This window comes from Nannocystis bainbridge (assembly GCF_028368995.1).
GTDB classification, from domain to species: domain Bacteria; phylum Myxococcota_A; class Polyangia; order Nannocystales; family Nannocystaceae; genus Nannocystis; species Nannocystis bainbridge.
In genome coordinates, this window is record NZ_JAQNDL010000002.1 from 1,972,780 (window position 1) to 1,995,775 (window position 22,996).

The 22,996-nt window shown below is 72.5% G+C and carries 19 protein-coding genes; 9 read left to right on the top strand and 10 right to left on the bottom strand.

Annotated elements, in window-relative coordinates; translation table 11 throughout:
• Nucleotides 1-212: 212 nt before the first annotated feature.
• From POL25_RS25410 to POL25_RS25420, 3 genes are all read left to right on the top strand, one after another.
• Entirely contained in the window at nt 213-2,309 is a 2,097-nt protein-coding gene (locus POL25_RS25410) for an InlB B-repeat-containing protein (protein ID WP_272088752.1), read from the top strand.
• A 163-nt stretch (nt 2,310-2,472) separates the two neighbouring features.
• Entirely contained in the window at nt 2,473-3,306 is an 834-nt protein-coding gene (locus POL25_RS25415; protein ID WP_272088753.1) for an STAS domain-containing protein, read from the top strand.
• A gap of 221 nt (nt 3,307-3,527) precedes the next feature.
• Entirely contained in the window at nt 3,528-5,078 is a 1,551-nt protein-coding gene (locus tag POL25_RS25420; protein ID WP_272088754.1) for a PQQ-binding-like beta-propeller repeat protein, read from the top strand.
• Between the two features lie 222 nt (nt 5,079-5,300).
• On the opposite strand, the gene POL25_RS25425 is transcribed toward POL25_RS25420, so the two are convergent.
• On the bottom strand, nt 5,301-6,398 hold the full coding sequence (locus POL25_RS25425; protein ID WP_272088755.1) for an MYXO-CTERM sorting domain-containing protein: 1,098 nt from the start codon (nt 6,396-6,398) through the stop codon (nt 5,301-5,303).
• A gap of 446 nt (nt 6,399-6,844) precedes the next feature.
• Between POL25_RS25425 and POL25_RS25430 the strand changes: the two genes are divergently transcribed.
• Complete coding sequence (locus POL25_RS25430; protein WP_272088756.1) at nt 6,845-7,096, top strand: hypothetical protein; 252 nt, start codon at nt 6,845-6,847, stop codon at nt 7,094-7,096.
• Between the two features lie 124 nt (nt 7,097-7,220).
• On the opposite strand, the gene POL25_RS25435 is transcribed toward POL25_RS25430, so the two are convergent.
• Nucleotides 7,221-8,075, bottom strand: a complete 855-nt coding sequence (locus tag POL25_RS25435; protein ID WP_272088757.1) for an oxidoreductase — start codon at nt 8,073-8,075, stop codon at nt 7,221-7,223.
• Between the two features lie 93 nt (nt 8,076-8,168).
• Between POL25_RS25435 and POL25_RS25440 the strand changes: the two genes are divergently transcribed.
• Nucleotides 8,169-9,083: a LysR family transcriptional regulator gene (locus POL25_RS25440; RefSeq protein WP_272088758.1), complete on the top strand. Its 915-nt coding sequence runs from the start codon at nt 8,169-8,171 to the stop codon at nt 9,081-9,083.
• 219 nt (nt 9,084-9,302) lie between these two features.
• On the opposite strand, the gene POL25_RS25445 is transcribed toward POL25_RS25440, so the two are convergent.
• From POL25_RS25445 to POL25_RS25455, 3 genes are all read right to left on the bottom strand, one after another.
• Complete coding sequence (locus POL25_RS25445) at nt 9,303-9,632, bottom strand: thrombospondin type 3 repeat-containing protein (RefSeq protein ID WP_272088759.1); 330 nt, start codon at nt 9,630-9,632, stop codon at nt 9,303-9,305.
• A 747-nt stretch (nt 9,633-10,379) separates the two neighbouring features.
• Nucleotides 10,380-11,210, bottom strand: coding sequence for an ankyrin repeat domain-containing protein (locus POL25_RS25450; protein WP_272088760.1), 831 nt, complete (start codon nt 11,208-11,210; stop codon nt 10,380-10,382).
• Between the two features lie 567 nt (nt 11,211-11,777).
• Nucleotides 11,778-13,319 carry a M23 family metallopeptidase gene (locus tag POL25_RS25455; protein ID WP_272088761.1) on the bottom strand — a complete coding sequence of 514 codons (1,542 nt, stop codon included), beginning with the start codon at nt 13,317-13,319 and terminating at the stop codon, nt 11,778-11,780.
• 295 nt (nt 13,320-13,614) lie between these two features.
• On the opposite strand from POL25_RS25455, the gene POL25_RS25460 reads away from it, so the two are divergent.
• Complete coding sequence (locus tag POL25_RS25460; RefSeq protein WP_272088762.1) at nt 13,615-15,093, top strand: SPFH domain-containing protein; 1,479 nt, start codon at nt 13,615-13,617, stop codon at nt 15,091-15,093.
• 78 nt (nt 15,094-15,171) lie between these two features.
• Here the strand turns inward: POL25_RS25460 and POL25_RS25465 are convergent, their stop codons facing one another.
• Nucleotides 15,172-16,110: an RNA ligase family protein gene (locus POL25_RS25465; RefSeq protein ID WP_272088763.1), complete on the bottom strand. Its 939-nt coding sequence runs from the start codon at nt 16,108-16,110 to the stop codon at nt 15,172-15,174.
• Nucleotides 16,111-16,287: 177 nt separating this feature from the next.
• On the opposite strand from POL25_RS25465, the gene POL25_RS25470 reads away from it, so the two are divergent.
• The gene (locus POL25_RS25470) at nt 16,288-17,052 is read left to right on the top strand and encodes an ATP-grasp domain-containing protein (protein WP_272088764.1); all 765 of its coding nucleotides are present in this window, start codon (nt 16,288-16,290) and stop codon (nt 17,050-17,052) included.
• A gap of 116 nt (nt 17,053-17,168) precedes the next feature.
• Here POL25_RS25470 and POL25_RS25475 read toward each other — a convergent pair whose 3' ends face one another.
• A complete protein-coding gene (locus tag POL25_RS25475) occupies nt 17,169-18,950 on the bottom strand; it encodes a polymorphic toxin-type HINT domain-containing protein (protein ID WP_272088765.1) in 1,782 nt (593 codons plus the stop codon).
• Nucleotides 18,951-19,102: 152 nt separating this feature from the next.
• Entirely contained in the window at nt 19,103-19,663 is a 561-nt protein-coding gene (locus POL25_RS25480) for a hypothetical protein (protein WP_272088766.1), read from the bottom strand.
• Between the two features lie 90 nt (nt 19,664-19,753).
• On the opposite strand from POL25_RS25480, the gene POL25_RS25485 reads away from it, so the two are divergent.
• Nucleotides 19,754-21,196, top strand: coding sequence for a protein adenylyltransferase SelO family protein (locus POL25_RS25485; RefSeq protein WP_272088767.1), 1,443 nt, complete (start codon nt 19,754-19,756; stop codon nt 21,194-21,196).
• A 358-nt stretch (nt 21,197-21,554) separates the two neighbouring features.
• Here the strand turns inward: POL25_RS25485 and POL25_RS25490 are convergent, their stop codons facing one another.
• Nucleotides 21,555-21,995: a hypothetical protein gene (locus POL25_RS25490; protein ID WP_272088768.1), complete on the bottom strand. Its 441-nt coding sequence runs from the start codon at nt 21,993-21,995 to the stop codon at nt 21,555-21,557.
• Between POL25_RS25490 and POL25_RS25495 the strand changes: the two genes are divergently transcribed.
• Entirely contained in the window at nt 21,994-22,365 is a 372-nt protein-coding gene (locus POL25_RS25495; protein WP_272088769.1) for a VOC family protein, read from the top strand. The genes POL25_RS25490 and POL25_RS25495 overlap by 2 nt on opposite strands.
• Before the next feature lie 200 nt (nt 22,366-22,565).
• Here POL25_RS25495 and POL25_RS25500 read toward each other — a convergent pair whose 3' ends face one another.
• Entirely contained in the window at nt 22,566-22,847 is a 282-nt protein-coding gene (locus POL25_RS25500; protein ID WP_272088770.1) for a hypothetical protein, read from the bottom strand.
• Nucleotides 22,848-22,996 lie beyond the last annotated feature (149 nt).

Genomic DNA, 22,996 nt, shown 5'->3' on the forward strand with positions numbered 1-22,996 from the left:
CGCTCCCTCGCGCGGATCGTCGCGCCCCGGTCCTCCGCACCGGAAGGCCGCGGCCAGGGCTCATCCCGCGGAAGTGTCCGTACGCCCCCGATCCGGGCCCGCCCCGACCCATATCACCCGACCAGCGGAGGCCGGCATGTCCGCCCCGGCCCCCAACATCCCACGCATGGTTCCACGCTTTCGCCGGAGCGCGCCGCGGGTACACTCGGCCGATGCGGCTTATCCACGCGCCTGCGCTTGCGACCCTCCTCTTGAATGCGGCGTGTCCGGCCGGCGGCGGCGACACCGATGCCACCGCCACCGATGGCCCCGCCACCGACGCCACCGATGGCACCGACGCCACCAGCAACGGCAGCGCGCCGACCGAGGCCGGCAGCGAGGCCACCTCGCAGCCGACCACGATGAGCGACCCGACTGACACCGGCGTCGGCCCCACCACCGAGGGCGGTGACGGCAACCTCGAGGTCACCATCGTCGGCGACGGCAGCGTCACCGCCGATCCGCCCGGCCAGACCTGCAGCGAGGCCGCCTGCGCCTTCGAAGTGCCCGCGGGCCCCGTCGCGTTGACCGCCGCCGCGGACGCCGGCAGCCGCTTCGCCGGCTGGTCGGGCGACTGCAGCGGCACCGACCTCATGACCGAGGTCGTGCTCGAGACCACCGCCAGCTGCACCGCCACCTTCGAGTCGCTGCCCGAGGGCGCGCTGCCGGCCAGCATCGCCGCCAGCCGCGAGATCGTGCGCGTCCCGGCCGACGACGCCCCCGCGAGCGACAGCGAGACGACGCTGACGATCACCACCGCGGCCCTGCTGACCGGCGTGCACTGGACCGTGCTCGCGGCCGACGACGGCAGCGAGATCGCCAGCGCCGACGGCCTCGAGTACGTCTTCACCTGCCCCGACGGCCGCCGCGACTACGACGTCCGCGCCACCCTCACCGACGGCCAGGTCCAGAGCACCCTGTTCGAGCGCCGGCTCGTCACCTGCGTCCCGCCGCGCAGCGACGCCGGCCGCACCGTCCACACCGCCGACATCGGCACGGCCTCGTACTTCCAGAACGGTGAGATCGGCGGCGTCAAGGTCCAGCCGGGCGACCTCGTGCGGATCTCCGGCCAGGCGAACAGCGACTTCGCCTTCTTCAACTTCCAGGGCACCGCCGACGCGCCGATCCACATCATCAACGACGGCGCCGTCCGCAACGACGACACCAGCTGGCTGATGCACCTCATCAACTGTCAGCACGTCATCATCGACGGCAAGGGCAGCGACGACGTCGAATACGGCTTCACCCTCACCAACACCGGCGCCGGCGGCCAGGCCGTGTTCGTCCGCAATTACACGCAGGGCAGCAACACCAGCGCCGGCTCGACCGACATCGAGATCTTCGGCGTCGAGATCGCCGACGGCCCCGACAGCGGCTTTCGCATCTGGAACGGCGGCAGCGACGAGTTCAACGCCGACAACTGGACCTTCGAGGACCTCCGGCTGCACCACAACTTCGTCCACGACGTCCTCGCCGAGGGCTTCTACGTCGGCTACTTCACCGACAGCGTCGATTTGCAGCCGCCGTCCTACCCGATCGTCGACGCCAAGGTCTACCGCAACCGGGTCGAGGACGCCGGCTGGGACGGCATGCAGTTCGGCTCGTGTCGCGGCGGCCTCGAGGTCCACGACAACCTCGTCACCGGCTCGGGCCACGCCGATGAGCCCAACCAGCGCTCCTCCTTGCAGTGGAACCCCGGCAACAGCGGCGCGCTCTACAACAACCGCTTCATCGGCGGCGTGGGCGTCGATCTCCAGGTCGGCTGCACGGGCGGCGACACCAAGATCTTCAGCAACGTGTTCGTCCACAGCGACGCTGGCTTCTACCTCCACGCCGGCCAGGCCGACGCGCCGCGCTACTGGCTGTTCGCCAACAGCGTCGCCGCGCCGAACGCCGTCGGCCTGCGCATCAACATGAACAGCGCCCCCGGCAACTGCGCCGCCGCGGCCCCGATCAGCGAGATGCACTACGCCAGCAACCTGATCGTCGGACCCGCCGCCGAATCGTGGGAGTTCGCGGCCGGCGACGCCGACACTGCCAGCTGGACGCTGGAGCCCAACCTCGCATCCGACGATCTGGCCGGCCTCTGCCTCGACGACGAGCTGGCGCCGACCTGCGAGTCCTCGCCCGCGCTCGCCGGCGGCGGGGCCGCGCTCGCCGACCTCGGCCTCACCGCCGCCGATCTCCCGGGCGGTCACTTCGTCGACATCGACGGCCGCGTGCTCGCCGGCCCGAGCAACTTCGGCGCTCATCAGGCCGCCGGCCAATGACCATTCGCGAATGTCGACACCGTCCGCGCTGACGGACGGGGCAAACTCGCGCCGCCGATGATTGGCCCTCCGGCGGGCCCTGGCGCGCACGATCGCGCCACCCCGCGGCGGCCTCCCCGCGGCCGGTTTACGGTCTTCCCTCGAGTGAGGCATCCTGGAGGCCGTGGAGCCGACGGCAGCCGAGCGCGCGATCGAGTACTACCGGCGGCGGCTCGACGAGCTCGTGGGCGCGTCGTGCGAGCGCGTGCGAGCGGCCGATCTGCCGTTTTACCGGGTGCTCCCGCTCGCGGCCATGCAGGCCTCGGTCAAGCGCGTGTTCGAGGCCGTCGGCGCCGACCTCGAGCGCGACGAGCCGCAGGACTACCCCGCGATCCTCTCGGCGCTCGGGATCCAGCGGGCCTCGATGGGCGTCTCGGTGACCGAGATTACCCTCGGCATGCACTTCGGCTTCGAGGTCGTGTCCGAGGCGTTCGCCGCCGACTTCGCCGCCGACCCCGAAGCCCTGCTGTTCTGGGAGCGCAAGCGCGGCCGGATCGCCTACGCCGGCGTGGCCGCGCTGGCCGACGCCTACCTCGTCGCCCGCGAGAAGCTGATCCGCAGCCAGGCCGACGAGATCCTGACGCTCTCCGCCCAGGTCCTGCCGCTCCACCCCGGCGTCCTCGTGTGCCCGCTGCTCGGCCGCCTCGATCGTGAGCGCGCCGAGGCGCTCACCGCCGCCGTGCTGACCGCCGTGGTCCGCCACGGCTCGCGCGTCGTCGTGCTCGACCTGTCCGGCGTCCCCGCCGTCGACGCCGAGATGGCCGGTCACCTCGTCGGCGCCGCCCGGGCCGTCGGCCTGCTCGGCGCGCGCCCGCTGCTGGTCGGTCTCGCCCCCGGCGTGGCCCAGGCCATCGTCGCCGGCGGCCTCGATTTCGCCGGCATCCCCACCCTGGGCGACCTCGCAAGCGGCCTGACTCATGCCCTGGCGCTGCTCGGCAAGCGCATCGTCGACGCCTGATATCGGCTGTCCCTCGGGACATGTGATTCGCGACATGTCCCTCTAGACATGTCTGATCCGTCGCGTTCACCTCGCGGCCGCGAAAGACGACCGCGATCGAAGCGCGGCAGAGCCAATCGAGGCGCCCTCGCTGCGACAGGCGATTTCATGGGTCTCGATGGGAATCGTCGGCGGCACAGCCCTCTTGTCGCGCCGGTGACCGCGACGTAAAAGCAGGTCGCATGCTCGCGCCGCGCCTCCCCCTCGCGTCTCTGCTCACGCTCCTGGCCGCATGCGGGCGCGACCCGGAGCCTCCGCCCCGGGCGGCCGACGCGACCGCGCCCGCGCCGAGCGACCCCCGGCGCGAGCGCTGCACCGCCGTCGCCGAGGAGTCGGCCCGCCTCGGCAAGATCACCGGCGCCGTGCTCACGGTGGCGCTCGCGGATCGCCCGGCCGAACGCGACCTCGCGGGCGAGGGAAAAAAGCTCGCGGCCGCCGGCGACGCGATCGGTCGGGAGATGTTCGCCGAGTGCATGCAGTGGCCCGACGCCGTGATCGCCTGTCTCGGCCCGTTGGACCGCCTCAAGCCCGGCTGCGCCGCCACGCTCGACGCCGCCTTCGGGACCGCCGATGCCGTGCTGCCGGCGGACATCCCGGCCGGGCCGCCCCCGGCGTGGTCGCTGAAGCTGCCGGCGAAGCCCGAGGCCCTCGCCGTCGCGCCGGACGGCGCCGTGCTGGCGATCGTCGAGCGCGCGCTGGTCGGCGTCCGCGACGGCGCGATCGCCTGGCAGAAGCTCGACGGGCTGCGACCCTGGGTGCTCGTCACCGCCGGCGTCGGCGTGGTCGCGCAGCGCGACCGGGTGCTGGCGATCGACCCGTCCAACGGCCGCGAGCTGTGGTCGGTCGCGCTGCCGTCGATCCCCGACGCCGACGAATTCGACGATCCTCCCTCCGCCGTGATCGCCGCCGATGCGAGCGACGGCCTGTGGCTCGGCGACAACGCGGCCCGGTTCTTTCGCCTGCACCCGCCCCGTTGCACCCGCAGCACGGCCAAGCGCGCCGCGCCTGGCTGCCTGGTGGCCGCGGGCGCGCTCGTCGAAGAGACCCTCGACGAGGACGCCCTGCTCAGCGTCACCGCCGACGGCCGACGCATCCTGCGCGAGTCCGGCGTCGTGCGCATGTTCGACGGCGACGGGGCCAACCTGCTCGACGCCCGCGCCCACGAGCACGGCGCCGCCTTCACGCTCGGCCCGGCCGGCCTGGCCCTCGTCATCGACAACGACGTCGTCTTGCTCGACCCGGACCGCTGCGGCGGCGACGCCTTCGCGCCCTCGGGTTGGCCGCAGCCGGGTCAGCTCTTCGCCCGCGAGCTCGACGAGTGCCCCGACTGCCCCGCGCCGCCGCCGGGCTGCCGGCGCTGGCGCCGTTTCGTCGACTCCATGGGGAGCGACGCGCCGGCGCTCGGGGACGACGGCACCGCGCTCGTCCACACCCACGACGGGTTCACGCGCGCGCTGCGGCTGGGCGACGAGGCGTGGAAGACCGCCACCGGCGGCGAGGGCCCGCTGTTGAGCCTCGGCGACCGGGCCCTCGGCGCCAGCACCGGCCTCGCGGAGGGCGACCCGCTGGCGCTCTTCGAGCTTGCGATCGCCGACGGCAAATACCTGTGGCGCACGCCGCTGCCGGACGCCGGCACGAACGACGTCGACGACGTCGTGCTGCTCGCCGGCCACGGCTGGCTGATCGCCGGCTTCGACGAGACCCTCGTCGCCCTGCAGCGGCCCTCACCGTGATTCGCGGAGCGATTCACATGTCTAATGGGACATGCTCTGAGAGACATATTTCATTCGACATGTCCATCAGACCATTCGTGACATCGAACCGACGGCATGTCCCTCGAGACAGACGGCCGTCGCCCTCGTGTGCGCAGCGTCCCGAGTGAGAGCCGCCGCGATCCGCTCGCGTCTCAGAGCAGCATCGGCCCGAGCGGCCGGGCGTGCCCCTGCGACCTCCGCTCACGCCCGCCGGCGCCGGCGCAGCCCCAGCAGCCCGAACAGCGCCAGCCATCCCGCTCCGCCCGTGCCGTCGCTGGCGCACGCGCAGCCCTTCTCGGGCCCGTCTTCACCGCCGGTCGCGCTGTCCGTCGCATCCGACCCGCCCGTCTCGCTCCCGGCCTCGCCCGTCATCGGCGCCTCGCCGGTCGTCGGCGCCTCGCCGGTCTCGCTCTCTTCGCCCGTCGTCTCGACCGCCGCCGCGCAGGCGCTGCCCGGGACCGCGTCCGCGTCGCTCCACACCGGCTCGTCCGGCGGCCCCGAACCATCGGGCTGCGGCGCCTCGTCGGTGCGCACGAAACACGGCGGGCACAGCTCGAACGGCGCCGCCGCGTTGCCGGCCGCGTCGATGGCCACGACCTCGAGGCACACATCGGTGCGCACGTCGGCCCCGCCGAGTCGGTCGACCGCCAGCGTGATCGGCACGACCGTCGTCGACGAAGGCCCCCGCGCGGTGCGGTGCAGCCCGTGCCCCTCGAACTCGCCGCCTGGGTCCCACTCCATCACGAACAGGGGCAGCGCCTCGCCGGCCGTCGGCGCCGGTTGCTCGAGGTGCACGTAAAGCGTCTGCTCGATCTCGAATTGGTCGCAGCCCGACGTCATCGTGTACTGCGCGTGCTCGAACACCGCAAAGAACGACTTCTCGACGTCCGGCGACGGCGCCGTCACGTCACGCGCGCCCGCGATGAAGCTGATCGACGCCGGGCAGTTCTCGCCCTCGCCACAGAACTCGCCCGCCACCACCACCGTCTGGCCCGGCTGCGGCTCGGGCTCGACCTTCGCCGCCAGCGGGGCCAGGCCCGCCGCGAGCGGGGCGTCGACCAGCGCCGCCGGCTCGCCGTCGACCGTCACCGTCACCTTGTCGAGCGTGATGCCGTCGCCCCAGAACAGCAGCGCCGCGTTGGCCGGATACGTGTCGCCGTCGGCCGGCACGCTCTCGTGGAGCTCCGGCAGCGTCGCCCCGCACGCGTCGGCCAGGCGGGGCAGCGCAAACAAAAGGGCGCACGTGCTGGCCAGCACGGCGCCCCCCGCGAGTCGGGACCAGGCGTAAGTCGTTCGCATGGCTGCCCCGCATCCACCATCCGTGCCGCGCGAACTCGCCTGCGATCTCGAAGACTTCCCATCGTCCGCGGCGCTGGATCCATGGCGTCGCTGTCGGGCCCCGACTTCCGCGCCGCGCGCTGGTGCCGCGATCCTCGTCCCTTCGCGTCGTCGCCACGATCCAGATCGCCGAGCCTCGCCGATGACCTGTCCTCTCGGACATCTCGATTCATTGTCCCAAAGAACATGTCCCTCGAGACATCCATGACCCGGGCTCGGCGCCGCGGCGCCTCGACGACCCATGGACTTCCAAAGCCTCACCCCACCCCGCCGAGATCCGCGGCACCTGTCCTCGAGGACATCCCGCCCAGCGCCGCGACCGCCGCGCCGCGCTCCGTGAATTGACGCCCACTTGACTGGTCGACTGCGAGCGGCCCTGCATCTTCCATACGTAGGGAGACGTACGAATGCAGCGCGAAGGATGGTCGACGTGGATCCTGGCGAGCGCGACGCTCGCAGGTGGTTGTTGTCCTGGCGACCCTCCGTCGGACGACGGACGGATCCGCCACTGGCTCGCGGCCGGCGAGCAACCGGACGAATCGGACGGCGTCCCGTGCAGCGGCGACGACGAGCGCCGCGCCGGCTGGCGTGACGACGGCGACGACGAGCCCGAGGTCGTCGACGACCCGTCCTGCGACGGCTTCGAGCGCGCCGAATGACGGGCGCACCGCGCGATCGCGGCGCGCCCGCGATCGTCCGGACGCGCTGGATCGCCGCCGCTCGCCCTCTGCCTCGCCGATCACGCCGCGAGTGCGACGCGCCGGCCTCGCAAGCCGCACCGCCTCACGCTTCGAAGTCCGTCGCCCGCGCCACGCTCTCCACCGCATCGACGTCGCCCGCGATCCTCGCCAGCTTGCCGCGGATGCCGTCGATCGCGTCCCCGCCGAGCGGCAGCCGCAGCGGCGGATCGGCGCGCCCCACCATCGCTGCGATCGCGCGCGCCGCCCTGGCCGGGTCGCCGGCCTGACGCTCGTTCGTGTCCGTCACCCACGCCCGCATCGCCCCGACCGTCGGCGCGTACGCCTCCATCGCCGGCATGTGGCGGAACGCCGCGCCGAACAGGCCCGTGCGAAACGCCCCCGGCTCGACCACCAGCACCTGGATCCCGAGCGGCCCCACCTCCGCCGCCAGGCTCTCGGACACCGCCTCGAGCGCGTGCTTGGCCGCGCAGTAGGCCCCGAAGCCCGGCGCCGTGGTGATCCCGCCGACGCTCGTGATCTGCACGATCGTCCCGCTCCGGCGCCCGCGCATGTGCGGCAGCACCTCCTTCGTGGTCGCCACCGCCGCGAAGAACATCAGCTCCATCGTCGCCCGCAGCTCTTCCTCGCTCGTCTCCTCGACCGCGCCGAGGATGCTAAAGCCGGCGTTGTTGACGAGCACGTCGATCTGCCCGAACTGCGCCAGCGCGGCCGCCACCGCCGCGCGCACCTGCTCCGGACGGGTCACGTCGAGCGCGGCGAGCCGCACCTGCGCCGGCGCCTTGGCGGCCAGCTCGGCCAGCACCTCGGGCCGGCGCGCGGTGGCGAAGACGCGGTCGCCGCGGGCGATCGCCGCCTCGACGAGCGCGCGGCCGAAGCCCGACGACGACCCGGTGATGAACCATACGCGTGACGAAGTGTCGCTGGTGGACGTGCTCATGGCGTTCTCCTGCGACGAATCTGGACGCTCGCGGCGCCGCCGAGAAGCCGGGCAAATTGCCGCTCGTCATGAAGTTCTGCTAAAAAATCGACCATGCCCGACGACCTGTCTGGCCTCACCGCCTTGCTCGTCGTGGCCGAGCGGCGCAGCTTCACCGCCGCCGCCGCCGAGCTGGGCGTCACGCCCTCCGCGGTCAGCCAGAGTGTGCGCGCCCTGGAGGAGCGCGTCGGCGTACGGCTGCTGCAGCGCACCACCCGGAGCGTCGGCCTCACCGAGGCCGGCACGCGCTTCCTGGACCGCCTGCGCCCCGCGATGGAGGGCGTGCGCGCGGCCTTCGAGTCGCTCGACGAGGTCCGCGGGCGCCCGGCCGGGACCCTGCGGCTCAACATCCCGCGCCTGGCCAGCGAGTGGGTGATCGAGCCGATCCTCGCCTCGTTCCTGGCGGCCCACCCCGAGATCAAGCTCGACATCACGCTCGATGACGGCATCACCGACATCGTCGCCGGGGGCTTCGACGCCGGCATCCGCGTCGGCGAGATGCTCGACCGCGACGTGATCGCGGTCCGCCTCACGGACGACATGCGCATGGCCGTCGTCGGCTCGCCGGCCTACTTCGCCGCCCGCGGCAAGCCCAGGCACCCGCGCGAGCTCCACGCCCACGACTGCATCAACTACCGCCAGATCCGCAGCGGCGCGCTGTACCGGTGGGAGTTCACCGACGAGGGCCGCGACATCACGCTCGCCGTCGACGGCCGCCTCACCACCAACGACCAGGACATCATGGCCCGCGCCGCGCGCGACGGCCTCGGCCTCGCCTACCTGTTCGAGCACACCGTCGCCGACGACCTGGCCCACAAGCGCCTCGTCCGCATCCTCACCCCGTACTGCCCGCGCTTCCCTGGCCTGTTCCTCTACTACCCGAGCCGCACCCAGACCCCGCCCAAGCTGCGCGCCCTGGTCGAATTCCTGCGCGCCCGCCGTCGCAAGCGCCCGTCGCCGTCCGCCTGATCGCCCGCCACGCAGCGACGCTCATGGACTTCGCCGAGCATCCGGCCCGCCACGCAGCGACGCTCATGGACTTCGCCGAGCACCCGGCGCCGTCCTCCTGATCGCTCGCTCCGCGGTGCTCACTGCTTCCGCCGAGCACCCGCTTGCTCGCCCGCTGCGCTGCGACGCTCACGGGCTCCGCGTCGAGCGCTCGACTCGCTCGCCCGCGCTGCGTGAAGCTCACTGGCTCTGCGGCGGGCAGCCGTCGCCGTCGGCCCGCCCGTCGCGGACCTCGGGCACGTCGGGGCACTTGTCGAAGCGGTCGGAGATCCCGTCGCCGTCGCGGTCGACCACCGGGCAGCCGTCGCGCGGCCCGCCGGCCTGATCAGGGCAGGCATCGACCGCGTCGGGCACACGATCGCCGTCCCGATCGCTCGGCGTCGTGACCGGCTTCGGGCGCGACACCGGCCCGCTCGTAGCATCGAGCGACACCGGCGGCGCCTGCGTGGCGCCGGACTGGGCGCATCCGAACAGCAGGACGGGCAACAGGAGACTGGCAGCGCGAGCCATGCAGTGCCCAGGGTACCACTCCGCCCGCGAGCACGCGAGCACGGCCGCCCAGCGGCCCCGAGGCGCGAACGACGGCCCGCGATGCCCGGAACAGCCCCACGGGATCGCAAGCGAGGCCATCCGTCCCGAAATGCCCGCATCGACTCGCAGCGCACATGCCCGCGCGCGAGGGCCGGCCCGAGGTGCCAGCAACAGTCGCGTCGAAGCCCAGCTCGCACAGGTCGCAAGCACGGCCATCCGTCCAGAGACCCCCGCATCGACCCGCGGCGCACGCATGCCCGCGCGCGAGGGTCGGCCGATGGGCCAGCAACGGCCGCATCGCTCGCACTGCTCGCCCAGGACCGCAAGCACGGCCATCCGTCCAGAGCTGCCCGCACGACCCACGGCGTACGCATGCACAGGCGGGTCGGCCCGACGTGTCGACAACGGCCGGCCTCGAGTGCGAGCAACGGCGACGCAAGCATCCCCCGCGAGCGAGGGTCACCTCGCCCGCGATCGCTCGCTGCGACTCCCGACCTTTATCCCGGACCCCTGGTCTCTCGGCGCCCGCCGCGGCCCCGCACATGCGACGGCAGCAACATCGCCACAGGACCGGGCCTCTCGAAGGCCGACAGCGGAGTTCCGCTCTTCCCGAAAGAACATGTCCTTTTAACCATGTCCTTTTCGACATGCTCATTTCACCATGCCCTCGACGACATGCTCTTCACGACATGTCTCAAAGTTTCTACGGTGGCACCCGACGCTGCCTCAAGAAGCCAGCCGCAGCCGGCGCGCCAGATCCGGATGCCCCCCGTGCTCGGCCCAGTCTGCGGCCGTCCCGCCCCAGCGGCCGTCTCGCACGCCCGGGTCGGCCCCGTGGGCCAGCAGCCGCCCGACCACCCCCGCGTGGCCGCGCCAGGCCGCCTCGTGCAGCGGCGTCCGCGGCGGCTGCCCGCCCGGCCGCACCAGGCGGTCCCCCTCCGCCCCGCAGCCCAGCAGCAGCGCCACCGAGGAGTGCTGCTCGCGGATGCACGCGTAGGCCAGCGCCTCCGCCAGCACCTCGTGGCCGAGCTCCGGGCTGAGCAGATCGGTCAGCGTATCGATGCGACCGAGCGCGGCCGCGTGCCGGACATCGACCCTCGCACCGCGCTGGACCAGCTCCTCCGCCGTGTCCGGCGCGAGGTTCAGCAGCGGCTTCGACAACAGATCGGGATCGGCGAGATCGAGCCGGGCCCCGCCCGCGATCAGCCGATCGATCAGCGCCGGCGCGACCCCGGCCTCGGACGCGCGCCGGCTCGTCAACACCAGCTCGAGCGTCGCCTGGGCCGCCCACGCCGCGCTGCCGCGGTCGAGCAGCAGCTGCGCGATCTCGACGACCTCGGCCGCCAGCGGCCCTCGGTCCGGGTTGCCAGCCACGTGGTGCAGCAGCGTCGCCCCGGCGAAATAGCCCGCCTCGTAACCAGCGCCGACGCGGCACCGCATCGCCACCAGCAGGGGGTCGCCGTCGAGCAGCGACCGCAGTCGATCGATCTCGCCGCCGTCGATCGCCGCCACCGCCGCGCGGAACTTCTCGAGCTGGTTGCTGTTCGCTTCGTGCATCGGCGAGCTCCTCGCCGTCTATGCGATCGTTCGGCCGAAGTTCAAGCGCCCGCGCCGTCACGCTGGCCCACGAACATCGTTTTCATGGCCGTTCCACGCCGCCCGCAGCGAAAACACGATCGCCCGCCGAGACCGACGAAGTCCCCCCGCCGCGCGCCGTGAGGCTTCCACGCCACGCGGGGGGATCGCCGCGAACATACGTCCGCATGTCTCGCAGGACATGTTCTTCGGACCATCCGAAATCAACGGGTGTCGCCTCGCCGACGCACGCCCGCGAACCGTCGCCCCCAGCACCCGCGGCCAGCGCGAACCGACCCGCCCGCCGCGCCATGATTCCTTGCGAAGACTCCCGCGAATCTCTCCACTGAGCATCTTCAATCAGCGAATGACGTGACCATCGCCCGCCACGAAGACCAGGCATCTACGCGATCCCAATTTCTCCGGATCCGGCGCACCGAGGAGCATGCACACGCGAGGACCCGGCAGGGCACCGCGGCCCAGGACCGTCTCGGGCAAGACGGTCCTGAGCCGCGCCGACCATGGAGTGGAGCGTCGGGCAACGCTCGTTCAGGCACCCCAACCGCCGACCACCGGCGGATTCGCGTTCGATTTCCAAAGCTTCGGGCTCATCGCCCCGTCCAGAGTCACCCACCCGCGCGGGTCGATGTTCGCCGGCGCCTGCCAGCCGAACGGATCGATCGCGTAGCGGTGGAAGTTGTGCGAGCCGCCGGTGCACGCCGTGCAGCTGTCGGCGTTGGGAACGAACCACCGATCCTTCTGCGTCGGCGTGCCGACATTCGTCTCGCGCATCACCGTGAGGTGCAGGTGCGGCCCGGTCGTCCAGCCGCCGTTGCCGACGTCGCCCAGGACCGTGAACTTGGTGACGTTGGTGCCGACCGCCGGCGTGACCGTGCGCTTGACGTGGAAGTAACCCGCCACGAAGCTCTCGCTGTAGGTCACCGGCGACGTCACGACCTTGTGGCGGACGTACACCTCGCCCTGCAGCAGCCCGTCCCAGCCCGAATTGCGGTAATCGATGTAATCACCGGCCGCGATGGCGTTCACGCAGGCGACGCTGGGGTCGCCCCAGCCCGAGCACACCGCCGGCCAACCGGCCGCGAAGTCGCGGTTGATGCAGCCCCCGTTCTTCTTCTTGGCCGCCTCGGCCGTCGCGCACGCCACCGCCGAGGTCTGATAATCACGGCTGACGATCACCCGGCCGTCCGTCATTGCATAGAGGTCAGTGTTCTCGGGCGCGCCCCAGTCCCAGCCGTCGTGATCGTCGATATAGTTGGCGGAGATCGCGTGGCCCTTGAAGTTGACCTTCGACGCCAGCACGTCGAGGTACGGCAGCAGCGCCCCGAACATCCCGGTGTTCAGCGTCGGCGCGCCCTCGCGAGCGAAGTCGACGCCCGTCCCGATCGACGAGAACGAGGCCGGCGCGCGCTCGAAGATCGGCAGCTCGAGCGGCGACACCGTCAACACGCAGTTGGGCTCCTCGGCGTCCACCGACGCGTTGAACGCCCACGTGAGCGGATCGCCGCCCGACCCGCGCCAGATCCCCGGGCCCCACGTCTGACCGTCGCACCAGATCACCGCCTCGTTGGTGCCCGCGGCCGAGAACAGGCCGGCCTTGCGGATCGTACCTGCCCCGTGCTGGCTGACCAGATAGCCGCACGGATCGCCGCCGTTGGTGTCCCACGAATACGCCCAACCGCCGCCGGGCCACGTCATGCTGCAATAGTGGCCGTAGCCGGCCGGCTCCGCGATCTCGCCCGCCGCCAGGCTCGGCCGGGCCGGGACTGCCAGGTCGGCTGTCTCCGGGGACAGGTGCTGCGACATCTCGCCCGGCGCGAACACGCGGACATCGGGCGCGTCCTCGGTGCCCGCGAACCCGGCGAACGCCGCGTTCGCCTCCTCACCGACGAGCCGATCGTGCTCGGCCACCTCGGTGATCGCCCGCGGGCCGTCCGGCGCGATCGTCGGCGCATCCTCGGCCTCCGCCGCGGGCGCCTCGTCACAACCACCAATAGGGGCACATAGACCGATCCATAGCACGTGCTTGAAGGTATTCACGGTGAACTCCTGGGCCTCGTCTCCGCGAGGCACGAACGTCAGGTGACCGTGCGCGGCGGAACAATTGCGGCCCGTGTCCCCTTCGCGGCGATTCGCCGCGAAGGTCCGACGTCACGCAGCGCCTCGCAATTGATCGGCCACCCGCCGACACCACCACGCGCTCGACCTCCGCGAGTCGACCCCCGCCGCGAGCCCGTCGATTCGTGCGATTGCCTCGAACGACACGCTGCGCCCGGCCACCTCGCGGACCCGCGCCTCCACGCCTCCGCACCGCGGCGCGGTTTCGGCCCGTCAGCTCCGCGATCATCGGTGCTAAGGTCGCCTGCGCGTGGACAACGAGCCCAAACGCTACGTGTACAACAAGCAGGCCGGGGCCCTGCAGGAGGCCGCAGCGGCCCCTCCGGGCGTGCGCACGCGGCTGGCGATGCGCCCGAGCAGCAGCATCGCCCAGTCGCTGCTGCCGTCCCAACTCGACGACCAGGCCGCCGCCAACGCGGCCCCCGAACCGCTGCAGCGCGACAGCTCGCGGCTGCCCCGACCCCCGCGGCCCGCCGACAGCGGCCGCGATCCCATTCGACCGACCCGGAGGCCCGGCATGTTCTCATTCACCATCGAGGACGGCGAGCACGTCCTGATGATCCACAAGAACGGCGCGATGGAGGAGCTCGTCGGGCCGAAGCGCGTGTCGACCCTCGGCCGCACCTTCCGCCGCATGGACCACTACGTCGCCCACCCCGGCGAATTCCTGGTCGTGCGCTACCGCGACGGTCGCCAGGAGCACCTCGTCGGCCCCGCGCACCTGTGGCTCGATCCGCGCAAGCACCTCTCCGTCACCCGCGAGGAGGGCTTGCAGCTGGCCGCCAAGGAGGCCGTCGTCATCTACGCCCGCGGCGACGCCGGCGAGGTCACGCGCCGCGTGCTGCAGGGCCCGGCCGTGTTCGTGGCCCAGCCGGGCGAATGGCTGCACTCCTTCTCGTGGCACGGCTCCTCCGGCACCGGCTATCGCAAGGTCCCGAACGCCCTGGTCTTCGAGAAGCTGTGGCTGATGCCCGACCAGATGTACCACGACGTCGAGGACGTGCGGACCGCCGACGACGCCGTCATCACGGTGCGGCTCATGATCTTCTTCGAGCTCGTCGACATCGAGCTCATGCTGGCCACCAGCCACGATCCGATCGGCGACTTCGTCAACGCCGCCACCAGCGACGTCGTCGATTTTCTCGGCCGCCACGACCTCGCCTCCTTCAAGCTCCACACCGACCAACTCGGCGACCTCGCCACCTACCGCCAGCTGACCGCGCGCGCCGGCCAGTGCGGCTACCGGATCGGCAAGGTCGTCTACCGCGGCTTCGACGCCCCGCCCTCGCTGCAGCAGATGCTCGATCAGGCGATCGAGTCGCGCACCCGCCTGCAGCTCGAGCGCGCCACCCAGCAGCAGGCGCAGGAGCTCGAGGACTTCAAGCTCGAGCGCCAGCTCGGCCGCGGTGAGCGTCAGCGGGCCGACGGCGCCGCCGAGCAGGCCCACGCGCTGGCCCTCGAGAAATCGCGCCGCGCCGCCGCGATCGAGGCCGACGCCGCCCGCAGCGAGTTTCAGCGGGCCCAGCGACGCCTCGACCAGGAGCGTGCCCTCGCCGACGAGCGCGCCCGCCATGACGAGGAGAGCCGCCACCTCGCCGCCCTGCACGGGCTCGGCGTCGACCTCACCGCGCTCCTCACCCAACACCGCGCCGACCAGGTCATCGAGCTGCGCGGCGACGGCGAGGGCGCCCACGTCCACGTCGACGCGCCCCGCCGCGAGCCGCGCTGAGAGACATGTCCCTGAAGGCATGGCCTCGGGGACATGCCTTATTCGACATGTTCCAATGAACATGTCCGAAGGGACAATCTACACCAGCCGCGCCGCGGCCGCCCGGATCGCCGCCCGGATCGCGGCCTCGTCGGCCTCGTCGGGCGCCTGCAGGGCCACCGGGAACGCCGCGGTGAGGTCGATGAGCACGTCGAGCTCGACCTCGTCGAGGATCGCCTGGCGGTCGTCGCGGCCCCACTTCGACGCCGCGCTGGCGATCCGCACCGGGTTCGTCAGCCGCTCCGCCCACGCCACCAGGGCCGCGCGATCGGGGCGCTGGTTCGGGTCCCAGGCCTCGGCCTCCTGGAACCGCTGCTCGTCGAACTCGGCGATCTTGCGCTTGTAGGTCGGCCGCGTGCCGGGACGCGCGCGCGCGTCGGGGCGGACCACCAGCCCCTCGGCGAAGTTGTCGGCCAGCCCCGGCAAGCCCAGCGCGGCCGGCACGCGCGTCGGCGCTCGCGTCGGCGCCGCCTCGACGTGCGGGCGCGGCCCCGTGCGCACCACCGGCGGCACCATCATCCCTGTCTCTCGGGACAGCTCAGCCAGCTCGCTCCACCCCAGCAGCTCGCCCTCGTCGTCGTCGCTCGTCGCCACCAGCGCGTCGAAGGCCGCCCAGCGCAGGTCGGGCGCGTACCAGATCCCCGTCTGCACCGGCTGCAGCCCCGGCACCGCCGCCACCTCCGCGTGCGGATAGCCGCCGCCGAACAGCTCGCCGTAGAACACCACCAGCGGCGCGCCGAGCCGGCCAGCCGCCGCCCGCGCGACCTCGCTGAGCCCGGCCCGCACCAGCTGCCAGCCGAAGAACGGATCGCCGTCGGCCAGCCACGCCTTGCGCTTGCCGAAGCGCACCTGCTCGCCCGCGACCGCGATCAGCATCTGCGCCCCGTGGATCTTCTCGAGGGCGACCCATGGCCCGCCGGGGACGAGCCCGAGCGACTCGCCGGGCCCCGCGATCTTGCCGTAGTAGCGGTGACGCACCGCGCCAGGGTAGCCGAACCGCGCCCCGTCGCGCGCGGCCACCGGCGCGCGCGCCCGCGCTTTCGTCTTTGCATCTCATGTCCCGAGAGACATGTCCGAAAGCACCGGGCCACTCGCGCGCGCCCGCGGACTCCGCCTCCCGCCGCGCGCCGCTCTGTGGCACTGTCGGCGCCCGCCATGCTCGCCAAGATCTACGTCCAGCGCGACCCGACCACCGGCGAGTTCATCAACAAGAACGTCTACAACGCCTGGTACGGCTTCACCAAGATGGGCGTGTGGGCCGAGTCGTTCGTGTGGTCCGACCTCTACGAGGGCCGGCTCGCGCTCGATCGTGACACCGCCGTGATCGGCGGGATCCTCACCGTCCGCACCGCCCTCGCCCGGCTCGGCGCCACCGATCCCGAGAACCTCGACTACCCGCCCGTGCTCGAGCCGTTCCTGCGCCGGCGCGTGCGCCGGGCCTCGATCCGCGAGGCCCACGCGCTGTGCCGCGACGATCGCTTCGACCCGCCCGTGTTCATCAAGCCCGTCACCGGGCAAAAGGAGTTCACGGGCCACGTGCTCGCCGTCTACCGCGACCTCTTGCGCACGGCCGGCTGGGCCCACGAGCAGCCCGACACGCCGGTGTGGCTGTCGGAGGTCGTCGACTTCACGGCCGAGTGGCGCTACTTCGTCCACGCTGGCGAGATCGTCGGCGTCGGCCACTACCACGGCGACCCGCTGCGCGCCCCCGATCCCGGGGTCGTGCGCGCCGCCGTCGCCGCCTGGACCGACGCCCCCTCCGCCTACGTCATCGACTTCGGCGTGCTCGCCGACGGCACCACCGCGATGGTCGAGGTCAACGACGGCTTCGCGTTCGGCTGCTACGGCCTCAACCCCTACGCCCACGCCCGCATGCTGGCCGCCCGCTGGGCCGAGATGGTCGGCCTGGACCGCGCCTGAGCGCTCTTTGGTTCTGTCCCGAAGACCAGGTCAACGACCACGACGGAACCTGTCCCAAACGCCAAGTAGACGCGGCGTCGGCCTGTCCCGGAAGCCAGGTCGTCGCGCCCGTCCACTCAGTAGTTGTGAGCCAGGATCCCCCCGGCGAAGTACGTATCCGGCGCCTCGACCGAGAGCTCCCACACCTCGCTGGTGCCGTCGGCGACGATGCTCTCGATCGGGACCTCGGCGCCGTCGCTTCCGAGCAGCCGCTCGCCGACCCGCAGCTCCTTCGTGACCCGGAACGCCCCCACGCGCGGCAGCCACAGCGGGTGCTCCGCGGTGACGCGCAGCGCTCGACCGTCCGCGAGTCGCAGCTGCAACACCGGCTGCTCGCCGCGGGACACCCGGCGCAGCACGTGGGCCACGCGCGCCTCGCCGCTCAGCACGTCGTGCGACAGCACCCTCGCTCCGGGCGCCAGCGCCTCGATCGCCACCGGCCCGTCGGGCGTCTCGATCGGCGTGCCGGTGGCGAAGCACGTCGCGCCCGAGAGCCCCCAGCGCGCCGCGCCCGAGACTGGCGTCAGCGTCCCGTCCGCCGCGCTTGCGCAGGCCAGCAACGCGACATCGCTCGAGCAGCCGACCACGCCGCGGAAGCCGGGCTGCTCGCCGTCGCCGCCGACCTCGAGCGCCAGGGTCAGAGGCAGTTTCGCGGTCGCGGGGTGGCTATGCCAAGCGTCCCACAGCGCCCGCGGCACGTCGGCGAACACCTGCTGCGGATCGCACGGGAGCGGCACCCGGGCGCCTCGCGGTCCCGGATGGCGCCCTGCGATCAAGCGGATCGACTCGGCGCCGGCCGGCCAGGTCCGCACCGTCAGCGCCGCGTCCAGCATGCAGTCGTAGCTCTCGCGCGCGGCCACCAGCGCGACCTCGGCGGCGCGCGTCGGATCCTCGTCCGCGGCCAGCGGCGTGGACTCGCCGGCCGAGGGCTTGCCGTCGCGCACCAGCAGGCGGTCGAGGAAGAACGTGTCCGGCGCGCTGACGTCGGTGATGTCGGAGCCGTACGTCTTCTTGCGCTCCGTCACTTCGCGGGCCTCGACCGGCCCCTCGCGACCGAACAGTCGATCGCCCGCGACCACCTCCGACGCGCGCACCCACGCCGCCGTCTCGACGCGCCACAGCTCGTGGTTCGGCAGCACCACGATCGGCTCGCCCGTCGTCAGCCGGACCTCCAGCACCCGGCTCGACCGTCGCTCTCGCAGCGCCCGCACCTCGACCCGCACGCGCGCGCCCGTCGTCGGGTCGGCGCCGATCAGCTGCATGCCGCGCTGCGGGGCGACCAGGTCGGCCGTCTCGCCCGAAGGCGTCAGCAGGCGATGCTCGCCGTACCAGCTCGGATCGGCCGCGACCTCCGTATGCGCCGCGACCGGGCCGCGCGAGGCATGGAGCGCGCCGCTCGAGTCGCGCATGCACAGCCCGAGCGCGTAGGACTTCCCGCAGGCGATGGCCGGCGGCTCGACGCGCACGCGCAGCCGCGTCGGTCCGCCGGTCGTGTCCGGGGGCGCGACGGTCAGCGCTTCACGCGGCAGCTCGAGCATCACCGGCCGCGAGCAATCGACCGCAGCGACGGATGCGTTCGCCGACTCCCGGGCCACGACCACCAGCGACACCAGCGGCGCAGCGAGCTGGACCGCCGGCACGTCGACGTCGAGCGCGCAGTGATCGAAACTACCGACGAGCGACGGGACCACCAGCATCGCCTCGTCGAGCTCCGGAACCGGTGCCGGAGCCGGCGCTGGTGCCGGCGCCGGCGGCAACGCCTGGGGCCTCGTCTCGGGCCGCGGAGCGGCGGCATCGGGGGCATCTGGCGTGCAGCCCGCCAGCGAGACGAGGACGGCGGAGACGATCGCGCGGCGCATGTGCGACCCAATACGAGCTCGACCCCATGTTATTCGCGCGCTCGCGCCGCCCCGGCCGCGTCGTGCCTCACACCCCCGGCCATCACTCAGGGACATGTCGCTCGGGACATGTCCGATCGTCCCGAGCGCCCGAGGTCGACAGCCCCCGCCCCTCAGTGGACGCGATAGCCCCCGTGCTCCGCAGCGATCTCGTTGTAGCGGGCGAACCCCAGGATCCACTTGCGGCCGTCCTCGCGGGCCACCCCGGCGTCCGGGAAATAGTCCTGGGCGATCACCTCCACGTGCTCGCGCAGCTTGCGGGCCAGCACCGCGCACTCCTCCGGCGTCACCAGCCAGCCATCGTTCGACTGGAACTTGAACGCCCCCACGCGCCCGTCCTTCAGCGATGACGACTCCACCGCCGCCTCGTGCGCCTGCAGGTACGCGCGCGCGGCCGCCAGCTCCGCCTCTGTCGGCGCCGGCCCCTCTGCCGCCTCGCCGCGCAGCGCCGCAAACGCCGCGAGCACCCGCTCCTCGTCGAGCTCGCCCAGCTCGAGCTCCGGGATCGGGGCCGCCTCCCCGTAGTGGATCGCGTCGGCCCACTCGAGCGCGCCCACGGTCGTCGCCATGCCCCGCACGTTGAAGCGGTAGTACCCCGCGACCCCGCTCGAGTTCGGCAGCTCGTCCTCGTCCACCGTCGGGGGGGTGCGCACCATCTGCAGGTCGTAGCCCATCGTCCAGGCCTACCATGGATCGCCCGCGCGCGGCGTCGCCTCACGCCCGCGCCTGCGGCCTGCGAGCGGCCTGCGTGCCAAGCTCTCGCCGTGCCGCCCTCCGCACGTTATCGGCCGGATCCCCGGTACCTCGCGCTCGGCGACGGCTTCGCCGACGTCGTCGCCCCCGCGCGCTTCCCCAGCCATGTCCTGCGGCACCGCGACGAGCGCTGGGCCGCGCGGGTCGGCCTCGACAGCCTCGGCGACGACGAATGGGAGCGGCACTTCGCCCGCTTCGAGCCGCTGCCCGGCAACCTGCCCGACCCGCTCGCCCTGCGCTACCACGGCCATCAATTCGGCAGCTACAACCCCGCGCTCGGCGACGGCCGCGGCTTCTTGTTCGCCCAGCTGCGCGACGGCTTCGACGGTCGCCTGCTCGACCTCGGCACCAAGGGCAGCGGCGCCACCCCGTACGCCCGCGGCGGCGACGGCCGCCTCACCCTCAAGGGCGGCGTGCGCGAGATCCTCGCCGCCGAGCTGCTCGCGGCCCGCGGCGTCGACACCTGCAAGATCCTCAGCGTGTTCGAGACCGGCGAGCGGCTCATCCGCGGCGACGAGCCCTCGCCCACGCGCTCGTGCGTGCTCGTGCGGCTCAGCCACTCCAACCTGCGGTTCGGCACCTTCCAGCGCCACGCTTACCACCGCGACCTCGCCCGCCTCGGCGCCCTGGTCGACTACGCCGTCGAGCACCACTTCCCGGCCGCGCGCCGCGACGACCTCGCCGTCACCACCGCCGCGCTGGTCCGTCTCGTCGCCTGTCGCGCCGCCGCCACCGCCGCCGCCTGGACCGTCGCCGGCTTCGTGCACGGCGTCCTCAACACCGACAACCTCAACCTCACCGGCGAGAGCTTCGACTACGGCCCCTGGCGCTTCCTGCCGACCTACGACCTCGGCTTCACCGCCGCCTACTTCGACGAGACCGGCTTCTACGCCTTCGGTCGCCAGCCCAACGCCGTGCTGTGGAACCTCGGGCGCCTGGCCGAGGCCGTACTCCCGCTGACCACGCGAGATGTCCTCGAGGACAGCCTCGGCGCGTTCGAGCCCGCCTTCCACGCCGCCGTGCGCCGCGCCTTCCTCGACCGCCTCGGCCTCGCCCCGCGCGGCGACGCGGCCGACGACGGCGTCATGGACGCCTGCTACGCCTTCCTCGCCGCGCGCCGCCTCGACCTCGACCGCTTCTACTTCGACTGGTACGGCGGCGAGGCCAGCGCCGCCCGGGCCCTCGCCGGCCCGGCCGCCGCCCACTACGACCACCCCGAGTTCATGGAGGTGCGCCGCGCCTGGACCGCGCACGCCCCCGCCGCCCCCGAGCGCCTCGGCCACCCGTACTACGGCGGCGCCGCCCCGTGCTCGCTGCTCATCGACGAGGTCGAGGCGCTGTGGGCCGCGATCGCCGACCGCGACGACTGGGCCCCGCTGGCTGCCAAGCTGGCGGCGATCCGCGAGTTCGCCACCCTCCACGGCCGCGACCCGTCGGTGATGGACATGCCCTGAAGGCCATGTCCCAAGCGACATTTCTCAAAGGGCATGTCGCTTGCGACATGTCCCGACGTTCACTCTAAATCCGCGACCCCTCGGAGCTCGCGCCCGGCATCCAGCGCCACGAGCAGCCCGGAGCCGGCGCTCGGCCTCCGCTGTCGCGGGAATCGCCGCAGCCGCGAGCTCGTCAGCCGCGAGCTTCTCAGCCGCGAGCGCTCCGCGCCTGAACCTCGCGGGCGAGCAGCCCGGAGCCGGCGCTCGGCCCGACGCCGCGAGGGCCGCCGCAGCCGCGAGCTTCTCAGCCGCGAGCGCTACGCTCCCAACCCTCCGGCACGAGGCCTATCGCCCTCCTCGCAAGCACAGCCCGGAATCTTCAGCCGCGAGCGCTCCGCTCCCGACCCTCGGCCACGAGCCTATCGCCCTCCGCCGCGAGCAACCGCTCGGCTTCCTCCGCCGCGAGCAACTCGGCTTCCTCTGCCGCGAGCACCTCGGCTTCCTCCGCCGCCTCCGCTTCCTCCGCCGCGAGCAGCTCCGCCTCCTCGATCTCGAGTTCCAGCAGCTCCTGCTCGGCCCCGATCTCCGTCAGCTCCCAGTCCTGCTCCGGCGCGCAGGCCGGCATCAACAGGCCCCACGCGGCGAACACGACCGCGCACGCGCCCCGGATCCCTCGGATGTGCCCGCTCTCTTGCATGGGCCCATCCTCGCAGCTCTTCCCGATCTCGCGCGGATCACGGCGCCGCACCCTCGGTTCGCCGACCGCGTGCAGCCGGCTGCCTTCCTCGGGGCTGCCGCTCGCGTTACTGTCCGCGCCCATGATCGGCTACGTCAGTCTCGGTACCAAGGACATGCAGCGGGCCTCCGCCTTTTACGACGCGCTCCTCGCGGAGCTCGGCGCCCAGCGCACGCTGAACTTCGACCGCTTCGTCATTTGGGGCAAGAGCCCGAGCGAGGCCGCCCTCGCCGTGTGCACCCCGTACGACGGCAACCGCGCCACCGTCGGCAACGGCGTGATGGTGGCCCTCGCCTGCGCCGACCGGGCGGAGGTCGACCGCCTGTATGCGCGCGCCCTCGCTCTCGGCGCCACCGACGAGGGCGCCCCCGGCGAGCGCGGGCCCGGCTTCTACGCCGCCTACTTCCGCGACCTCGACGGCAACAAGCTCAACTTTTTCAAGATCGACGGATAGCGACAGCGACCCGATGGGCCGCCGGAGTCGAGGAGAGTCGCGCCTCCCGTAAACACAGGCCGAGGGGACATGCCCCCTCGGCCTGCTCGAATTGACCGCCCCGGCCGCCCGCATCGCATGTCTCCCACGACATGCCCTCAAGAGCATGTCCCGAACACCATGCCCGTAAGAGCATGTCCCCGGCGACAGCTCGTGATGCCTCACCCGCCCGCCAGCGACAGCACCGCGATCTCGCCCTTCTCGCTGCCGACCGCCAGGCGCTGGCCCTCGCGGTCGAACGCGAGCGCCGTCGTCCCCCCCTTGGCGAACACCCGCTGCGACGCCAGCCGCGCCCCGCCCGGGTACGCCACCAGCACCACCTCCCCCTCGGCCGAGCCGAACGCTGCGCGCTCGCCGTCGGGGTGCCAGGCCAGGCACTTCAGGACAGGCGGTGACGCGAGCCCTCGTTCCGCGTTCCCCTGTCCTCCGCTCTCTCTATTCAAAGCTGCACCGAGACCCCGCTCCGCATCCGAGCCCCCCGACGCTGCGTGTCCTCTCGCGCCCCGCGAAGCCACCTCGCCCCTGCGGTCGCGACCTCGACCTGTCCCCGCAGACAGATCGATCCCGCCGACCTGTCTTCCCGGCCAGGTGC